We start from the raw sequence: 16,744 nt of genomic DNA on the forward strand, positions 1-16,744 counted from the left end.
GTCGAACGGTTCGACTTTCACTCTTAAGTGTGTCGAGACTTTGGACGATAACTTCATTGTCTAAAAGCTTTGCTATTTGAGCAAATAAAGAGGTGGGCCAAATGATTAACTGGGACGAATTTGAACATATTCACGTCATTAAGAAGCTCAAACAAATCCTGAGTTCATGGTGGAATATCGATCTTATTTTTACGGATGAGAGGGGACATCTTAGGGGTGTAGATTCCAAGGGCGTTCATTTTACGAACCCAGCTGTCAGTGTCTTTCTCAATAAGGAGTCTGCCGCCACCAACCTTTCTGAAACTATCGCAAAATCCATTGAAGATTTGCGCGTCTCAGAAAATCGGTACAGCATTCGAAAATGGGACACCGCCGGATTTGATATTGCAGTTGTCCCAATTCTTATTGATCACGATTTCATGGGCACCGTGGTAGCAATGGGCTTCTTCAAAGATGAAAATAGCTCTCAGCGTCTCACAGAAGTTCGCGAACGCCTCGCTGTTTTTGGTGCAAATGGCGATACGATCGACGTTGCCTTGAGTAAACTTCGTTACGTCGAAGATCAGGATCGTGAGCACTTTCTTGAACTCGTCGAACTGGTTTCGCAGGAAATTGTCACCTTACACCTTGAAATTACAACTCGCGAAAACAGAATAAAGGAACTCAACAAAGAATTGGGCAGTCGCTACAAATACGACAATGTGATTGGAAAATCAAAGCCCATGCAAAGCCTCTACTCTCTCCTGGATAAGATAAAAACAGCTGATAGCACAGTTCTCATTCAAGGCGAGAATGGAACGGGAAAAGAACTGATAGCCAAGGCCATTCATTACAACTCACTCCGAAAAGATAAGGCCTTTGTTATTCAAAACTGTTCCGCATTCAATGACAATCTCTTGGAGTCAGAACTCTTCGGACATGTGAAGGGGTCATTTACCGGGGCGGTCCGTGATAAGAAGGGTCTTTTTGAAATTGCTGATAAGGGTACCTTTTTTCTGGATGAAATCGGTGATACCTCTCCAACTATGCAGGTCAAACTCCTTCGCGTGATTCAGGAGGGAACCTTTCTTCCCGTGGGTGGCTTGGAACATAAGCGAGTTGACGTGAGAATTGTTGCGGCAACCAATCGCGTACTGAGAGACATGGTTGACCAAGGGACCTTTCGGGAAGATCTTTTTTATCGGCTCAATGTGATCAACATTCGAGTGCCACCCCTACGGGAAAGAAAAGAAGATATTCCCTTCTTGGCAGAATTCTTTCTCAATAAAGCGCAAAATGGAGAAATGAAAAAGACATTAACCAAACGTGCTCTGGAAAAGCTATATGATTACGCATTTCCCGGAAACGTGCGCGAACTGCAAAATGAAATGGAACGAGTCGTGGTGCTAAGCGGATCCGAAACAAAAATCACGGCAGATATGCTTTCCCCAAAAATCCTGGAGGCAAGTGAAAAGGGTAAAATTCAGGGAGCTCGCGTTCATGGGAAGCTAAAAGATGCTCTTGAAGAACTCGAAAGGGAAATGATCAGAGAAGGCTTGCGTCGCACGGGATGGAATAAGTCTAAACTGGCAAAAGAATTGGGAATCAGTCGCGCAGGACTGATCATGAAAGTTGAAAAGTACGGACTTGATAAGCGAAAAATGCTCAAATAGATAATTTGAGAAATATTTTCTGAAATGATTAAAAGTTAATTTATTCCCCCAGGCGGTCGGGGCATTGATTTTGTGCTCATCCCCATTGGCTCTGGAGAATACGCCCTTTTTTCCAGCAATGAATCTGAATATTTTGTCCTATTTTCAAATACTTATACGACCACCCCTGACACCTCCATAGATTATTCAAGAAAACTTCGAGATGCCCCCGGTGAGCCGCCTTGTGGGCACAGGTCTTGCGATGTTTCATCCTCGTGAATCAAATGAAATAGTGGAGTTTTCGTGGAATCTTCCTTTCAAAGATATGGAAATAATCGAGGAGAATTGCTGCTTAGCAGCATAAATCAGCCAAGTGACTAAAACCAACAGCAACCTCTCAAGGATATTGTTCTCTCAGCCACATTTGGATTCAATTTCCACTTCCCTGATCAGTCGGCTGAATATCATTTGCAAAAGGCGCTTTAATTGCACTTTCCAATATTATTCATTTGCCGAAAACAGTGATATTCCACTCCGGCCTTTGGTCGTACGCACACTCCTTGAGAAAAATTCACATGTGATCATTGATGGGTCTCTGCTCTTGTCGATGAGATCCGGGGGACGACTCTTTGGATACGTCGAGATTTATTCAGAGGAGCATCTGAAACCGTGGGAAGTCGATCAGCTCAGGGAGCTATTGGAATTTTCGATTGGCTCTGTCGTTGAGTGCATGGACCATCTTTCAGATATCAGAAGACTGGAAAATGCCATTCTCATGAGTCATCCACCTGTCAATGTTCTCCAGATGTCGAACAGCCACCAAGCTTCAGATAAATTAACCGATATTCGAGCACAAAAGATGGAACTCCAGCTATCTCAAAAAAAAGGCGAAGTTCAGCAAATGGCTCCCGTTCTGATTCTAGCTCGGTCCATCTCTGATATTCATAAAATGGCTCTCACTTTGCACGAGCTATCAAACTATCATTTTTTTGTTCTCTTTGAACATCTGTCCCCTGATATGAGCGTTCGCACAAGTGATTTTGCTGACCTTAGTAAAACAACGATATTGATTTCAGACCTCTCAGATCTGAATGATGAAGCCATACTTGCTTTGGCAAATTATATCTCTTCTTCTCCCCAATCGACTCAACCACGATTTATCTTTGGGATGAAGGCGAGTCATCCAGATCTTCATGTTGAACTGCCAAGCTGTATCGTCAACTTGCTTAATGAAAAATGCCTCTTTCAATTGAAGATGAGCCAGAGTTTTAAATTCCTTCGTGATCATTATCTGTTGGAGGAATTTGAACAATCCACGCATAGGTTCCAAAATCCAGATAACGTCCCTCGATAAAAGATTTTTTTCAGGTTGTCTCCCTACTGATCTTTTGCAAAACTAGATCTGTCAGTTCGGCATTTAGATTATCTTGTTTGATGAGTGCACACCAATGAAGAATGTAATCACTTTAGTTCCAGAAGCTGTTTCGCATGACCTCTTATCGTTTTTAACGAATTCTCTGGGAACAGAACATTTTCAGTTAGTTCCACTTGCTGGTGACGCCAGCAGCAGGCGCTACTACCGAGTCATACTCAATGACCAGTCTTGGGTCCTCATGGAGTGGGAACCATTTGTCAATAACAATCAATATCCCTTTCTGTCAGTTCTCAACCATTTTTCTAAAAATGCGATCCAGGTTCCTTATGTCAAATCTGTTTCAGGAAAGGATGGCCTTGTTCTACTTGAAGACCTGGGAGACCTGACCCTCGAAAGAAAATTTTGGGAAAGTCAGAGCCAGGACAAGGCAATTCCCTTTTATTATCAGGCAGTGGACGAATTGCTGAAAATACATTACACGGCGACCTCAGATCGAACAGATGAATGTACGGCCTTCGGAATAGCCTTCGATACCGCTAAGTTTCTTTGGGAAATGAACTATGGAAAAGAGCACCTGATTGAAAAGCTTGGCAAAATGCATCTTTCTCCTTTGGTAGAAAAAGAGTTGCAGCGCGTTTTTTTTGAAATTTGCTCATTGCTCGATAAGAGACCTAAATTTATTTCCCACCGAGACTATCACAGTCGAAATCTCATGATCAAACTAGGAAAGATGCGCGTAATTGATTTTCAAGACGCTCGACTTGGTCCAATACAATACGATTTAGTCAGTCTCCTTCATGATTCCTACGTTGATCTGGACAAGAGTTCCATGGAGAAAGTGCTCCAGTACTATTTGACAAGATGCCGTGATGATTACGGGCAAAGCATTTCACGAGATGAATTTGACGAAGTCTTTCGATTGCAAAGCGTACAAAGGTGCTTTAAGGCATGCGGGAGTTTTTCAAGTTTTTACAACATCCGTGGAGATACTCGATACCTCAAATACATCCATCACACAATCAATACGGTCTTAGATTATCTTGATTTTTTTCCAGAATACCAATCTTTCAAACTCCTTTTGGGAGATAGTCAACTTTCGCAAATGGATTTCGAAAAGATATGAATGCCATGATATTGGCTGCCGGTCTTGGCGAAAGACTTCGACCTCATACAATCAATCGCGCCAAACCATCTCTGCCTTTTCTGAATATTCCGTTACTTGGCTATTCTCATTATTACCTTTCCCAAGTGGGAGTCAAAAGGCTCATCATCAACACGCACCATGCACCTGAATCAATTCACTTCGCGGCCAGACAGCTTCCTTTTGAACAGAATATGAAATTGGAATTCACATATGAATATCCAAATATACTTGGCAGCGGCGGGGGCATTAAGAAAGCTGAGAAATTTCTTCGTGGCCAAGGAAATTTTCTGGTCTCCAACGGCGATGAGGTTATGATCGCGCCCTCCGGACTAACAAACCTGTGGCAAAATCACCTAAAAACGGGAGCGATCGCGACTCTTCTTGTTTGTACCCACAGCGAAGTGGGATCTCGCTTTGGTGGGGTGTGGGTTAATGACCACGATGAAGTCATTGGATTTGGGAAACTGGCTCTCCCCGGCTCCGTAAAAGCCTATCACTACACTGGATTAGCTTGCTTGAATGATCGAATCTTTGATCACATCCCAGGCGAAATCCCTTTGAATTTACTTTACGACTGCCTCACGACTGCAATCAGAGGCGGCGATCCTGTACGCGTTTTTGAGGAACAAATGCTTTGGTTTGAAACAGGCTCTGAGACCGATTTTCTATCGGCCACGAAAGATTGCCTCCAAGTTCTCAGTCAGGAGGACTTGTTCGGCCAGTGCCTGCGTAAAATTATAAAAAATTTTCGTCCCCAAATAAGAGAACATAGAAAAGGGATCTGGTGTGGGAAAAACAGCAAGATTTCATCCCTTGCCGCCCTCAACGGAAATTGTCTCATCGGTGACGACGTAATCATCGAGGATCGCGCCACTGTTCATAATTTTGCCGTGATAGGAGATCGCTCAATTATTAACGAAAATGCCAGGATAGATAAAGCAGTGATTGGATCGGAAGTTGTGATTCAACCTCAGCAAGAAGTATCGGATTGCCTCATCTTCTGAAGATTTACCAAATAGCAAAGATTTTTTCTCCGAGTTCCTATTCGATAAACACATTCGCCTTGCGTTTTTTCTGATAACGCCGATGAATCATCTCAAAAATGTTGTCCATCTTCACGCCAATAGGCTCTCCTCCAAGCATCTTTTGCATACCTGCAACGCTGGCCGGATCTCGCTTTTGATTGAGCTTATTCTTTAGCGAGGCCAAATAGGCGGCCATGGGATCAGAGCCGTTCGCCGCCCCGCCTTCACCGGACTCTACGCCAGACCCGCCACCTCCGGCACCGCCAACTCCCATTGCTACAACACTTGGGCCTTCACCATATTTTTCCGCCAATTCCTTGTTAAGAGCCTCTAGTCCCTTGCGAGCCGCAGCTACTTGACTGGGGTCCATTCCTGCCGCTGCCATGGAATCTGCGCTACTAAAAGCACTTGTAGGGAATACGCCCTTAGGGGTCGTAACTGTTCCGGCTGTTGGGTTTACCTTGTAACCATTTTTTTCCAGTTCCCTCAAATTGTTGTCAATAATTGGATTTCCTCCTGATTCGAATCCCCCGCCACCGCCACCACCGTCGCCGCCTCCGCCACTGCCGCCGCCTCCACTGCCATCGCCGTTGCCACCACCGCCTCCGCCACTGCCGCCTCCAGTATCCGTCGGTGGTTTGTAATTGGTCGCATCGGTAACATTGTTAGAATCTCCCGCTGCTGCAGCTTGAGTTGCGGCCTGGAGAAAAGCCATCGCAGCCATCGGGCAAGCCCATGCTCCTCCCTCAGTCGCACAGATCGCCGCTAAGGTACCTCCAGCTGCCAAGTTAATAATTGTTCCCATATTTTGAGAGCTGGAGCCCTGTTTAGAGCCCTCATTTATACCACCACCTTCAGTACCTGATGTCGCGTGAGCCACCAATGAACAGAAAATGAGGGATGCCAATAAGACGTTCTTCATTAATGGAAATATTAAATACACCTTCATAAGGTCCCACCTTCTTGCCCAGATTTGCCATTGAATACGGATGGCTTTCGTCTGCACATAGATTGATCTACTTACAGTCAAACAATGAACGGCAACCAACGTCTAACTCAGGATACCTCGACCCACTTTTAGTATAATTCAAATGGCTCCATATCGAGACATTCTATTCACATAATGAGATCAGCTTGTCTCAAATTGAGACAGATCCAAATCGAATATAGATAAGTTGTCCAATCTCTCAGCCTGATTTCGTGTGGTTAAGTACAACCCGGATTCTTCAAAAGATTTGCAGAAATGTTGCAAGGGCTTTTACCAATGAATTCGAACTCCTGCCAATTCTACCAGCCATCTTGATTTGGAGGGGGATTCAAGATGGACCCGGCTGGTTCAGAGACCCCGCCAATTGCATGATTTCCCGAAACAAGGGCATCGCGACTCACCAATTTGACAGAGTAGCCCGTCCTCCCTCCACCAGCAGCACAGGACCCAGGAACCCTAACCGTCATATCGTCATCGGGAAGTGAGCACTTCCCGAAATTTTCTGGAAACTCAAAATTAAGAGCCTGGTTTGCAGGGGCCCAACTCGTCAAAAGATGAGCCTTTTCTCTTACGAAATAAAAAGAATCAAAGCGCCTCTTGCCAAAGGCTGCGGCGTCGCTCATCTGATCCTGGACAGAGTACGAATTGATAGCGCCTCCTCGGAAACCCAAATCCGGACGAAAAATAGTCTCTGGAGGAAATGGAAATCTTGAAAAATTGGGGAAAATATGAGAAAAATAATTTGCCGAAAAGTTCGGTTCTATTCCATAGTAAGTAATATCAAATAAGTCGGGAGAAATAGCTGAAAGTTCGTATCTCCGAACGGGTGGAACCTGATCAAGATCATAATCCCAGGCGAGCGGATCATTGGGAGCACCCGGCACCATACCTCGAAAGGTTTGCTTGTACTCATCGAAGCTTGTTCGCAATGCCAAAAGATCCTTTAAACCGTTGAGAGCCAGGCCCGATCTCAATCCCAACTGATCTCCAGGAAACCGCGAATAATTTGGCAACCGAGTGATATCACTTGGGCTGTCCAGCATGCCGTTTTGCTGAGTGCGCGGGGGAGCGAGAGGATCAGTGCGCGGCCCCACCGATACAGCTGAGGAACGCGGCCAACTCGCATGATACCAGGGACCAATGCGTCCACCAAAGGGTTTCGCATAGGCCCTCGCCTTCAAACTGATTGCTGGCCCAAAGGGAAAAAATATCTGGCGGGGTCGTGTTTCGGCCATGACTCCCACGTAAGCCATAAACCAGGGGTTTTTTTCAACCCCCATCGACATGTGCATGATGTGCGTTGTGGGAGGCTCCGACTGCACCCAAGGCAAAATCTCATTGCCTCCGAGAACATTGAGGGCGTAATTTCTCGCTTCAGCAATCTGTGGAGGCGTTTCAACTAAGACCGCCATAGACTTACAGCCCACTGAATTGTCGACATCCGTGTAGATAATTGTCGGGATCGTTTGGACTTCAGGAAGCCATTCCTCTCTTCTTACATTGTGAAGTGAGTTAAAGAGATGGATCTGAACTCCACCCGCTGAAGTCTTGTTTGCAAAAGTTAAATTTTTATCTAAAGTTTTCGCTACCCCCGCAAAAACAGAGTTTCCGTTTATATCCAGAAAATCCTCGGGATTACCTCCGGATAGATTTTGGGCAAGACCAAAAATGGATCTCTTCCTATGCGACTGATCAATTCTAAATGCCATCATCGAAGAAGCCGCAAACCACCAATTGTAGGCTCCATGTCGCTGACATTGACCATTGTATTGATTTATCAATGAAATCGAAAGGGCCGAAATAACAGCATTGATTCCCAAAAAGGGAGCAATGACAGGTACGTTCGGCAATGGAGGGATATTGATCAAACTCCGCCGACAGAGGTTCTCATTTTCTGCAACCCCTTTCCAGATAGGATAATAGGTCACACAGGTCGTAGGACGTTCAGTGTCGGCATAAAGAGTATCAGACGTAATATTATTTCGAACGGGATGTTCGTCTTTTCCCAAAGTACCTAACACGCGATAGCGCCAGGCCAAGAGCTTCCATGACTGGCGAATCTGGTAATTGGAATGTCCGATAGCATTGAGAATTTCTGCTTGTTTTTGTGCTGCGTAGTAGGCTGCAAGATCCACTGAATTCTGAAGATTAATTTTGTCATGAACAACGAGACCCACATTAATCGACATCGCGAACAAGACAAAAAGCACTTGAAAAATCATTGCGACGAAAATCGCCGTTTGTCCTCTCTCGTTAGGAGTCATTCTCATGAAAAGTAATCCTCCGCAACCAAATGAAAGCAAACATCCACCCATTCAAATCATAGCAAAAAAACTGAAAAAAAAGACCTAAAAGAGAACCAAATGAGGTAACCTGATGACAAACTTTTTGACAGTGACGACTCTCAAAGCCAGACTAAACAAATCACTTAGGAGAACAATCGACCATGGTCCAGATTCGGCATCGCCTTGTAATGCTTCTCTTTGGTCTCGGACTTTTTGCCTCACACCAAATACAGGCTCAGGCGGAAATTATGTTTGAGGGCTATTACAAGGTGATGAGAGGAACCTCCCGAGTTGGATTTTTTATTCAGCGCTATGAATTTGATATCAATAAAAAGCAATTTAAATCGACCTATTTCATCCAAATGAATAGTCCCGATGAATCGGCGTCCGCAAGCCCAAAAATAATTTCTGAAAGTCTCAAAGCAATTGCAGACGACAAATTCCAGCCCATCTCTTATCAGTACACCGTGACGACACCCCAGATGATCAAAACGATCGATGCCAAATTTGACGGTGCCATCATGAAAGCTCTTGTTTCTCAAAGAAATCCGGAGTCTCAGTCTCAAAGTCCAGCACAGACTCTTACCAAGAAAATTCCAAAGGGCACATTCTTGAGCACCTTCCTTGGATATCTTATGCTTCAAAAAACATACTCTGTCGGAAAGAAATTCAACTATCCCGCTGTTGCCGAAGAAGATGCAGAGAGCTACGACGGAGAAGCTTTTATTAAGGACGAGCAAACTTTTCTAAATAAGAAAGTTTTTAGAATCATCAATACCTTTAAATCCATTCAATTTATCAGTTTTGTCACCGATAAGGGCGAAGTTCTCGGCACTCAATCTCCCTTGCAAAACATATCAACTGAACTTGTCCCAAAAGCCAATGATGCCACTCAGGGATTTGTCCTACCCGCCAGCACTCTTAAATTGCTTTTTGGGAAAGTGCCAGTTGGTACAGTTCATTCGCTCACGGGCTCTTCAGAACCGACCATCGCTCCGACAAAAACTGAAGTTCGAGAATCAAAAGTGCCCGCTCCCACAGAGAATCCAAAAAGGATGGGACAGTGATAAAATTTCTCATCCAAAGAGTTTTCGCGTCACTCCCCGTCGTTCTCGGAGTCTGTACCTTGACTTTCTTTTTGATTCATCTCGTCCCTGGAGATCCTATTGATATCATGCTTGGAGAGCAGGCTTCCGCTATCGATAAAGAGGCTCTCAGGGCCGATTTGCGACTTAACCTCCCCCTCCATATTCAATACTTTGAGTTCGTAAAGAGAGTGGTCAAATTTGATCTTGGAAAATCTCTTCACAAACGACAGCCCGTTTCTGCTGAACTTCTCGAACGCTTTCCTGCAACCCTGGAACTTACATGTGCCGCCATGTTTTTTGCTCTCCTCGCCGGTGTTCCACTGGGGGTCGGAGCGGCCGTTCGCCGATCGAGCTGGCCAGATCATGTTGTCACTTTGACCGGGCTCTTGAGCATGTCCATTCCGGGAATTTTTCTTGGACCCTTATTGATTTGGGTCTTTGCCCTGCAATTGGATTTATTTCCCGTCAGTGAGAGAGGGGGGCTCAATCACCTCATCTTGCCAGCACTGAGTTTGGCCATCCCCATCTGCGCAGTGATTAGTCGGATGACCCGCATGTCTATGCTGGAAGTTGTTCGAGAAGATTACATACGAGTGGCCAAGGCAAAGGGATTAACCCCATTCTACGTTTACGGAAAGCACGCCCTCGCAAACGCTCTTATGCCCTTGATAACAATCGTGGGCCTGCAGGTGGGAGCTCTCCTCACGGGAACGGTGATCACGGAGACTATTTTTGATTGGCCCGGCATTGGAACTCTTCTCATTCAAGCCATTCAAAGTCGAGATTACCCGGTCGTGCAGGGTTGTGTACTCTTAATTTCTCTCATTTATGTCTCGGTAAATACAGCAACCGATATCGCTTACGGCTTCGCTAATCCTAAAGTGAGATTGACATGAAATTCCTGAATTGGATGAGGTCCCCGAGGGGACTGGGACTCTGTGGAGCTTCAATGGTTTCCTTGGTTCTTCTGCTTGCGCTGTTTGCTCCGGTTCTATCTCCACAGGACCCCAATTATATGTCTCTTTCTGAGCGATTTGCGAGTCCCAGCATCAAACATCCCTTCGGGTTGGACGAAAATGGCAGCGACGTCTTCGCAAAGGTCGCTTACGGAGCACGGATAAGTTTGGGCGTGGGGATCACAGTCGTCGTCGTAAGTTTGTTCGTCGGCCTTGTCGTTGGATCGTTAGCCGGGGTTCTTGGAGGGTGGATAGATGGCTGCATATGTGGCTTTATTAATATCGTGTATTCCTTTCCAAGTTTTCTTCTCGCCCTCGCTCTGATTGCAATGTTAGGACCTTCTATAAAGAACGTAATCATTGCCATGTGTTTAAGCTCCTGGACGGGTTACGCCCGTCTCGTTCGAGGAGAGATTCTCCATTTACGAGAACGTGATTTTATTCAAACCGTCAAGGCTCTCGGGGGCAGTCGACTTCGTCAGACAGTTATACATATTTGGCCTAATCTTACAGGGCCATTGATTGTCCACTCCACTTTTGCAATCGCCTGAACGATCATTGCGGAATCAGGCCTTAGCTTTTTAGGCCTGGGGGCCCCCCCGACGAGTCCAACTTGGGGCGCCTTACTTAATGCTGGACGCCGCGTTCTTACTGAGGCTCCTCACATCAGCATCTTTCCTGGATCCGCTATTCTGATTCTTGTGCTTGGCTTTAATTTAATTGGGGACGGTTTGAGAGATTACCTCGACCCACGTCGAACGGAATCTTAGACTCTCAATACCCCTCATTTCTGTATCTGGGACCATTTGCCTTTTAAGTCATTACATGGTGGAATTAAAAATTATCCTTCAATTCTTTACTCGGGACCTAAGCTCAGGAGAAAACGTGAAAAAGCAGATTGGACAGCACTTTATTATAGGTCTAAAAGGCAAAGAGCTGCTTTCTGACGAAGCTCAATTTATCATTGATAACAATATTGGCGGAGTTATTCTTTTTGACCGAAATCTTGAGTCGGTTGGGCAGATTCATAAGTTGTGCAGTTAAATCCAGAGTCTTCGTCACAGACTTCCTGAAAAGACACCCTTGTTCATTTCTGTGGACATGGAGGGAGGACGAGTTGCGAGATTGAAACCGCCCTTCACTCGCTGGCCAGCTGCTGCAAAATTGGGATCTCTCGACTCTACTTCTGTTGCCTTCAAATTTTCCCAAATGATGGCAGAAGAAATGCGATCTGTTGGGATAAACCTAGACTATGCCCCTTGCGTCGATGTTTTAACCAATCCTAAAAATGCAGTGATCGGAGACCGTTCTATTAGCTCAGATCCTGAGGTGGTAGCCAAGATTGCATCTGCTCTGGCTCGAGGATTTATAAAAGGTGGTGTAATCCCTTGCGCTAAGCACTTCCCGGGACATGGCGGAACTCTCATCGATAGCCATGATGATTTGCCAATTGAAGAGGCGCAACTCAGCGAACTGATGAACGTGGACCTGATACCCTTTAAGAAAACCTTTCGTGCTCGCCTCGATATGGTGATGACGGCTCACATTAAATTTCCTCATATTGATCCAGACTTTCCGGTCACGCTCTCAAAGAAATTTATCCAGGAAATTATGCGAGGAGAGTTGAAATATCGCAATTTGGTCATTTCCGACGATCTAGGAATGAAGGCCCTAACCAATCACTATGATGTCAAAGCGCTGCCGATCTTAGCTCTTCAGGCAGGATGTGATATCTTACTGTTTTGTAATGACTTTGATCAGCAGGTTCTATCTCTGGAAATGACCTACCAGGCTCTCGCCTCGAAACAGCTTGATGAAGCCCACTTGAAGGAAGCCTATTCCAAAATTATTGCCTTAAAACAAGAGAAACTCACTCAGCCTGACCCACTTCCAATGTCGGAAGTTGAGAAATTGGTAGGGCACCCAGACCATCTTCGTCTCGCAAAATCCGTCGTTGAAGGAAGTGTTCCCGCTGACCTCCTCGGAACATAGTCCAAAATTCCAGCAGCCTTGACGAGCATTTATTTTTCTGCCATCATCCACCCCCAGTGGATTCGAGGGAACTCCGGTGTAAATCCGGGACTGTGCCGCAACGGTGATCAAAGTTTTTTAATTTTGTAAGTCCGACTACTCGCCATTAATTTTTAACCCGAGCAGGTAGTACACATGGACTCATCTCGTTCTCTAATTATTCACAGATTAGTAGTTTATGCAGGAATTGGAATGTTCCTTTTCGTTGGAAAATCCGTCGCGCACGCAAAGAATATTGCGATTGAATCAGAAGATCTGATCACAGCACCACGTATTGAACCATTTTCTGAAAGAAGCGGCCTTTGGCCGCACCATGAGAGTCAAAGCACCCAAGAATTAGACGGCCACTCGAATTGGTGGAGTCGAATTCTTGGGCAGCCTGGCATTGATAGTCGCCAAGAAGGGATACCCGCAATATCTGTTCGCGGTTCTGTAAAAAGTGATCGAACTTTGCTACTCCTTAACGGGATTCCACTCAATTTAAGTGATGGGATGGGTCCCAGTGGTCTACTGATACCCGAAGAGATAGTCGGATCAAGCGATTTTATTCGCGGGCCGGCTTCCGCATTTTATGGACGATCCGCATTGGGAGGCGTGATCAATAACCGAACTGAAATTCACTCCCATCCGAAGATCCAGATGAGCACTGACAGCCTTGGACTTACTACCACACAGGGAATTCTTCCCTATCCATTTCGTGGACAAGGACGAGGACAGGTCTCCGTAATGAGGCAAATTGACAACGGAAATTATCCCTTTACAGTCTTATCCAATGGAGTCACTGGAACTCGCCTTCATAACGACAAACAAATAAATCGCTACACTCTTAGCAATGAGACCTCACTCAAAAAATGGAAAGTGAAACAAATCGCCCTATATGCCGAGAAAAAAGGAAATTACCCTGCCCGAATTGATTCTCCAACAACAAGCCTAACCCCTCCAAGTGGATTGATTGACAACCAAATAGGTCTTTTTGGACTCTCTCTGAATCGCGAACTAAATTCAATGAGCTCATTTGTTTGGAATCTATCAGGAATACGTTCTGATCAGAAATATGACTTAGATATGCCCTCGTTTAGTGCGACACGGACAGATCGAATTTTCCAATCGTTTCAGTTCTCCACAATATCGAACTCAACTTGGGCCTCACAAGTTTTTTTCGATCAGTACTACGACGAGTATCAGGCAAGTTACCTATCTGAGGGGCCATTCCATTCAACCGAAATTGAAGGCGGTGGAACTCTCCAAATTCCAATTTCATCTGAGCTCTCGATACAGCCTGGAGTTCGATATTCCGAAAAATTCAAGAAGCTGACCAGTTCTTTTGGCGTGTTTCAGAACACAAATACCCTGAGCAAGTGGATAACCTTCAGTCAAGGGTACCGTAATCCGACATTGGTCGATCGCTATTGTCAAAATTCATTCTGTCTTGGCAATCCAAATTTGCAACCAGAAGAAAGTGAGCAACTCGAAGTTGGTTATGCTACAAAAGCAGAACCAACTGTGCTCTTTCCCGATTGGAGCTTGGATCACAGCATCTCAATTTTCAGAACATTCCATCAGAATTATTTTGAATATGAATTTGTCGAAGGAAAATACCGAACCGAAAATCGAAGCGGAGCTGTTGTTTTCGGAGCCGAGGGCCTGATAAATCTGTCGACAGCATTTCAAATGACGACTCTCTCATTCACCTATCTTGAAAGCGAGAACCTTGATTCAAAAAGAAGCCTGAACCTTGTTCCGAAATTTCTTGGCACAATTGAAACGAAGGTTTCATTGGCGCAAGGGTGGCAAGGATGGGCAAAGCTGACATATATCGGCTCCTACCCTGATCAATTGAATAGCTCAAGCCCCGTGGTCGACCTTGGAAATACCTATCTCGTTGATTTGGGCGCAGTATGGCACCATAAAGGCTGGAATGCCTCGGTCTCCGGACTCAATATTTTGGATAAACCAATCGAACGGCAGGTGGGTTACCCCGAACGGCAAGTCTCTATACTCGCTAAATTATCGTGGGAAATCATGTAGCACACTGGCCCTACCGCAATGTTTTTTTATTTCCTTTGGGATTTAGGTCTTGGAACGATCTTTGAACCAATTTACCTCAGGGCGAAGCGAGCTCTCATTTTTAAAGGATAGTGCCATGAACACTGTGAACCTAATTCCAAAACGAAAAAAGACCTATTCCATCGGATTTATTGCGATTTCTTTGGCTTTACACGGAGCAATTCTCTACTTGATATTAGCACTCCCCCCCCAATTGAGCTTTCTTCAAGGTAACAAAAATGGTCCAACCCAAATAGAAATAACCAATGGGGCACCAGAAGATCAGAAGAAAGTGACACCCGTTTCATTGCCCGATCCAATACCATCGCCGGCTCAATTGGAGAGACCAATGCAGCCAGTACAGCGAGTACAACCAGCGCAATCAATGCGATCGGTAAAAGATGATAGGACTGCTCCAGAAGAAAAGAAATTAGACCCCGTTGCGCCTTCTGAGAATCTCAAAGCTCCTTCCTTTGCTGATGAGGCAAAAGAAGCTACCGAAGAGAAAGTAACAAATGAGTCCCCTGGAGAAAATGAACCTAAAAAAGACGCCGGTCCAATTGAAGAGATAACAGCAAACGGAAATGGAACCGAACTGGCAAACGAAGAAGAAGCTCTTCCCGCAGGAACTCGACTCAATTCTGATTTGAAACAAAATCCAGGAAACAAACAACCTGTCTATCCCCAAATTGCGCGACAGAAGGGATGGGAAGGCACCGTTGGCCTGACCTATAACATCTCCCCAGAGGGAAGTGTTTCAGACATCGAAATCACACGCTCCTCAGGATATGAGGTTCTCGACCAAGAAGCAGTTCATGCTGTGTCTCTTTTTCGATATCTCCCTCAACAAGAAGGAAGAACATACCATCGAGTGACCTTTATGCTGACGCAAAACTCCCAGCCTCCAAAAAAATGAAACGGAAGACCTGCTGGGTTCTCTCATCAGTAAATGCCTCAATGGAATAAGGAAGAAAAATAGAATGAACCTGTTTACTTATCACCAAAAAGCGCTGCTTTTGATTTAGTGCTCCCCTGAGTTCTTTGTTTTGCCTTACGCTTACGGCCTTTAGCAGCTAATTTCTGTTTTCTAATTCGTGTTGTCTTCTTCGTGGGAGAAGCCATCTTTCCTCCAATGGGGGTAAAGTTTGGTTAACAGTAGTTTGAGGCGCGGAACCTATCAAAATGGAACCCGGAAGTCAACGCTATGCATCGCTCCGTTGCCATTCCCGACGTCTTTTTTGAAGGAATAATCCAACTTTAATCTTGGACCTGCAAACGCCCAACCGGCCGTTACAAAAGTTCTGTCCGTTATTTCATCCCTCTCCGTTCCGACTCGAACGGCCAGAAAGCTGCTGGTAAAAGTCTCAATCCCAAAGCCAAATCGATATTTACTCTGAACATCTCTCTCCAAGGATTTCGCCACATCAAGTCTAAATCGGAATATATCATTATAAAGATATACCGCGCCAAGTCCAAGTACCGGAAAATCCCGAAGATGCCTGGGCAACTTATCACTGTCCCTTGTAAGAAAATGATCCCAGGTTAGGCCTATGCCCCATTCAGGTTGTGGAGCGAACAAAAACCCGATGGAACCGTTCCAGACTGAAAGGTTCAAACCACCCTTCTCAACAATATCTCGATAGTGAACGGAGAGTCCGCCAGTAAAGTGCTTGGCAAGAAACCCACCGATAGAAATCAATCCATATTGCTCATCTACCGGAGGTCCGCCCGCAAAAGTCCGTCTCTTTTTCAGATAGCTGAATCCCCCAGGAACAAGGACCCCCTCCGTATTATCGATAAATCCGATACCCATCACTGTTTCGCCTAAGCCCTTTCCCACTTCTCCATCGGCATAAAAGATGGCCGAGGAAAACTCTCTTGCGTGGGGAAGAATGGCGGGATTCAGAAATTGCCCCTCCTCAGCTTCTGTGGCTGCGCGACCCGTGCCACCTAAAGCTGATGAGATGGGACCTGTAAAATACTGTGCGTGCGCAAGCTGAGAGCCAAAGCCCAAAAAACAAAGGAGGATCGCGATTTTAAAAATCAAAAAGCCAAAGGATTCTTCATTCAATTTTACTTTTGTCATATCGGGATTTTCAGCCATTTAGTTCCAAAAAGCATGTGAGGACTTGTCAAAGGGTACCTGGCTGAACTAAATCTCTGGATTTCAGGATC

The 16,744-nt window shown here is 45.2% G+C and carries 13 protein-coding genes, 1 pseudogene and 1 riboswitch; of the genes and pseudogenes, 11 read left to right on the forward strand and 3 right to left on the reverse strand.

Going from position 1 to position 16,744, the window contains the following annotated elements:
• Window positions 1-101: 101 nt before the first annotated feature.
• The 4 genes from IPJ71_16080 (at window position 102) to IPJ71_16095 (ending at window position 5,154) form a co-directional block, all read left to right on the forward strand.
• Entirely contained in the window at window positions 102-1,652 is a 1,551-nt protein-coding gene (locus IPJ71_16080; protein ID MBK7845176.1) for a sigma 54-interacting transcriptional regulator, read from the forward strand.
• 520 nt (window positions 1,653-2,172) lie between these two features.
• The gene (locus tag IPJ71_16085; GenBank protein MBK7845177.1) at window positions 2,173-2,985 is read left to right on the forward strand and encodes a hypothetical protein; all 813 of its coding nucleotides are present in this window, start codon (window positions 2,173-2,175) and stop codon (window positions 2,983-2,985) included.
• Window positions 2,986-3,079: 94 nt separating this feature from the next.
• Window positions 3,080-4,129, forward strand: a complete 1,050-nt coding sequence (locus tag IPJ71_16090) for a phosphotransferase (protein ID MBK7845178.1) — start codon at window positions 3,080-3,082, stop codon at window positions 4,127-4,129.
• Window positions 4,126-5,154: an NDP-sugar synthase gene (locus tag IPJ71_16095; GenBank protein MBK7845179.1), complete on the forward strand. Its 1,029-nt coding sequence runs from the start codon at window positions 4,126-4,128 to the stop codon at window positions 5,152-5,154. Before IPJ71_16090 ends, IPJ71_16095 begins: the two co-directional genes overlap by 4 nt.
• Window positions 5,155-5,191: 37 nt before the next feature.
• On the opposite strand, the gene IPJ71_16100 is transcribed toward IPJ71_16095, so the two are convergent.
• Window positions 5,192-6,124 carry a hypothetical protein gene (locus IPJ71_16100; protein ID MBK7845180.1) on the reverse strand — a complete coding sequence of 311 codons (933 nt, stop codon included), beginning with the start codon at window positions 6,122-6,124 and terminating at the stop codon, window positions 5,192-5,194.
• Window positions 6,125-6,462: 338 nt separating this feature from the next.
• On the reverse strand, window positions 6,463-8,433 hold the full coding sequence (locus IPJ71_16105) for a Tad domain-containing protein (protein ID MBK7845181.1): 1,971 nt from the start codon (window positions 8,431-8,433) through the stop codon (window positions 6,463-6,465).
• Between the two features lie 176 nt (window positions 8,434-8,609).
• Between IPJ71_16105 and IPJ71_16110 the strand changes: the two genes are divergently transcribed.
• From IPJ71_16110 to IPJ71_16140, 7 genes and pseudogenes are all read left to right on the forward strand, one after another.
• Window positions 8,610-9,515 carry a hypothetical protein gene (locus tag IPJ71_16110; GenBank protein ID MBK7845182.1) on the forward strand — a complete coding sequence of 302 codons (906 nt, stop codon included), beginning with the start codon at window positions 8,610-8,612 and terminating at the stop codon, window positions 9,513-9,515.
• Complete coding sequence (locus tag IPJ71_16115; GenBank protein ID MBK7845183.1) at window positions 9,512-10,432, forward strand: ABC transporter permease; 921 nt, start codon at window positions 9,512-9,514, stop codon at window positions 10,430-10,432. The genes IPJ71_16110 and IPJ71_16115 overlap by 4 nt, the downstream gene beginning before the upstream one ends.
• The gene (locus tag IPJ71_16120; GenBank protein MBK7845184.1) at window positions 10,429-11,043 is read left to right on the forward strand and encodes an ABC transporter permease; all 615 of its coding nucleotides are present in this window, start codon (window positions 10,429-10,431) and stop codon (window positions 11,041-11,043) included. Before IPJ71_16115 ends, IPJ71_16120 begins: the two co-directional genes overlap by 4 nt.
• Window positions 11,044-11,046: 3 nt before the next feature.
• Window positions 11,047-11,262, forward strand: coding sequence for an ABC transporter permease subunit (locus tag IPJ71_16125; GenBank protein MBK7845185.1), 216 nt, complete (start codon window positions 11,047-11,049; stop codon window positions 11,260-11,262).
• Between the two features lie 55 nt (window positions 11,263-11,317).
• Window positions 11,318-12,484: pseudogene (gene nagZ, locus IPJ71_16130) on the forward strand (beta-N-acetylhexosaminidase).
• A 26-nt stretch (window positions 12,485-12,510) separates the two neighbouring features.
• A riboswitch (cobalamin riboswitch) is annotated at window positions 12,511-12,646 on the forward strand.
• Between the two features lie 69 nt (window positions 12,647-12,715).
• Window positions 12,716-14,551: a TonB-dependent receptor gene (locus IPJ71_16135; protein MBK7845186.1), complete on the forward strand. Its 1,836-nt coding sequence runs from the start codon at window positions 12,716-12,718 to the stop codon at window positions 14,549-14,551.
• 115 nt (window positions 14,552-14,666) lie between these two features.
• Window positions 14,667-15,485: an energy transducer TonB gene (locus IPJ71_16140; GenBank protein ID MBK7845187.1), complete on the forward strand. Its 819-nt coding sequence runs from the start codon at window positions 14,667-14,669 to the stop codon at window positions 15,483-15,485.
• Between the two features lie 261 nt (window positions 15,486-15,746).
• On the opposite strand, the gene IPJ71_16145 is transcribed toward IPJ71_16140, so the two are convergent.
• Entirely contained in the window at window positions 15,747-16,655 is a 909-nt protein-coding gene (locus IPJ71_16145) for a hypothetical protein (protein MBK7845188.1), read from the reverse strand.
• Between the last annotated feature and the right edge of the window lie 89 nt (window positions 16,656-16,744).

This window comes from Bdellovibrionales bacterium (genome assembly GCA_016714165.1).
In the GTDB taxonomy this organism is placed as follows: Bacteria; Bdellovibrionota; Bdellovibrionia; order Bdellovibrionales; family UBA1609; genus JADJVA01.

What these genes read in the sequence shown, in the direction of transcription:
- IPJ71_16080 (MBK7845176.1), top strand. Translation starts at nt 102, where the DNA reads ATGATTAACTGGGACGAATTTGAACATATTCACGTCATTAAGAAGCTC.
- IPJ71_16090 (MBK7845178.1), top strand. Translation starts at nt 3,080, where the DNA reads ATGAAGAATGTAATCACTTTAGTTCCAGAAGCTGTTTCGCATGACCTC.
- IPJ71_16095 (MBK7845179.1), top strand. Translation starts at nt 4,126, where the DNA reads ATGAATGCCATGATATTGGCTGCCGGTCTTGGCGAAAGACTTCGACCT.
- IPJ71_16100 (MBK7845180.1), bottom strand. Translation starts at nt 6,124, where the DNA reads ATGAAGGTGTATTTAATATTTCCATTAATGAAGAACGTCTTATTGGCA.
- IPJ71_16105 (MBK7845181.1), bottom strand. Translation starts at nt 8,433, where the DNA reads ATGAGAATGACTCCTAACGAGAGAGGACAAACGGCGATTTTCGTCGCA.
- IPJ71_16110 (MBK7845182.1), top strand. Translation starts at nt 8,610, where the DNA reads ATGGTCCAGATTCGGCATCGCCTTGTAATGCTTCTCTTTGGTCTCGGA.
- IPJ71_16120 (MBK7845184.1), top strand. Translation starts at nt 10,429, where the DNA reads ATGAAATTCCTGAATTGGATGAGGTCCCCGAGGGGACTGGGACTCTGT.
- IPJ71_16135 (MBK7845186.1), top strand. Translation starts at nt 12,716, where the DNA reads ATGTTCCTTTTCGTTGGAAAATCCGTCGCGCACGCAAAGAATATTGCG.
- IPJ71_16140 (MBK7845187.1), top strand. Translation starts at nt 14,667, where the DNA reads ATGAACACTGTGAACCTAATTCCAAAACGAAAAAAGACCTATTCCATC.
- IPJ71_16145 (MBK7845188.1), bottom strand. Translation starts at nt 16,655, where the DNA reads ATGACAAAAGTAAAATTGAATGAAGAATCCTTTGGCTTTTTGATTTTT.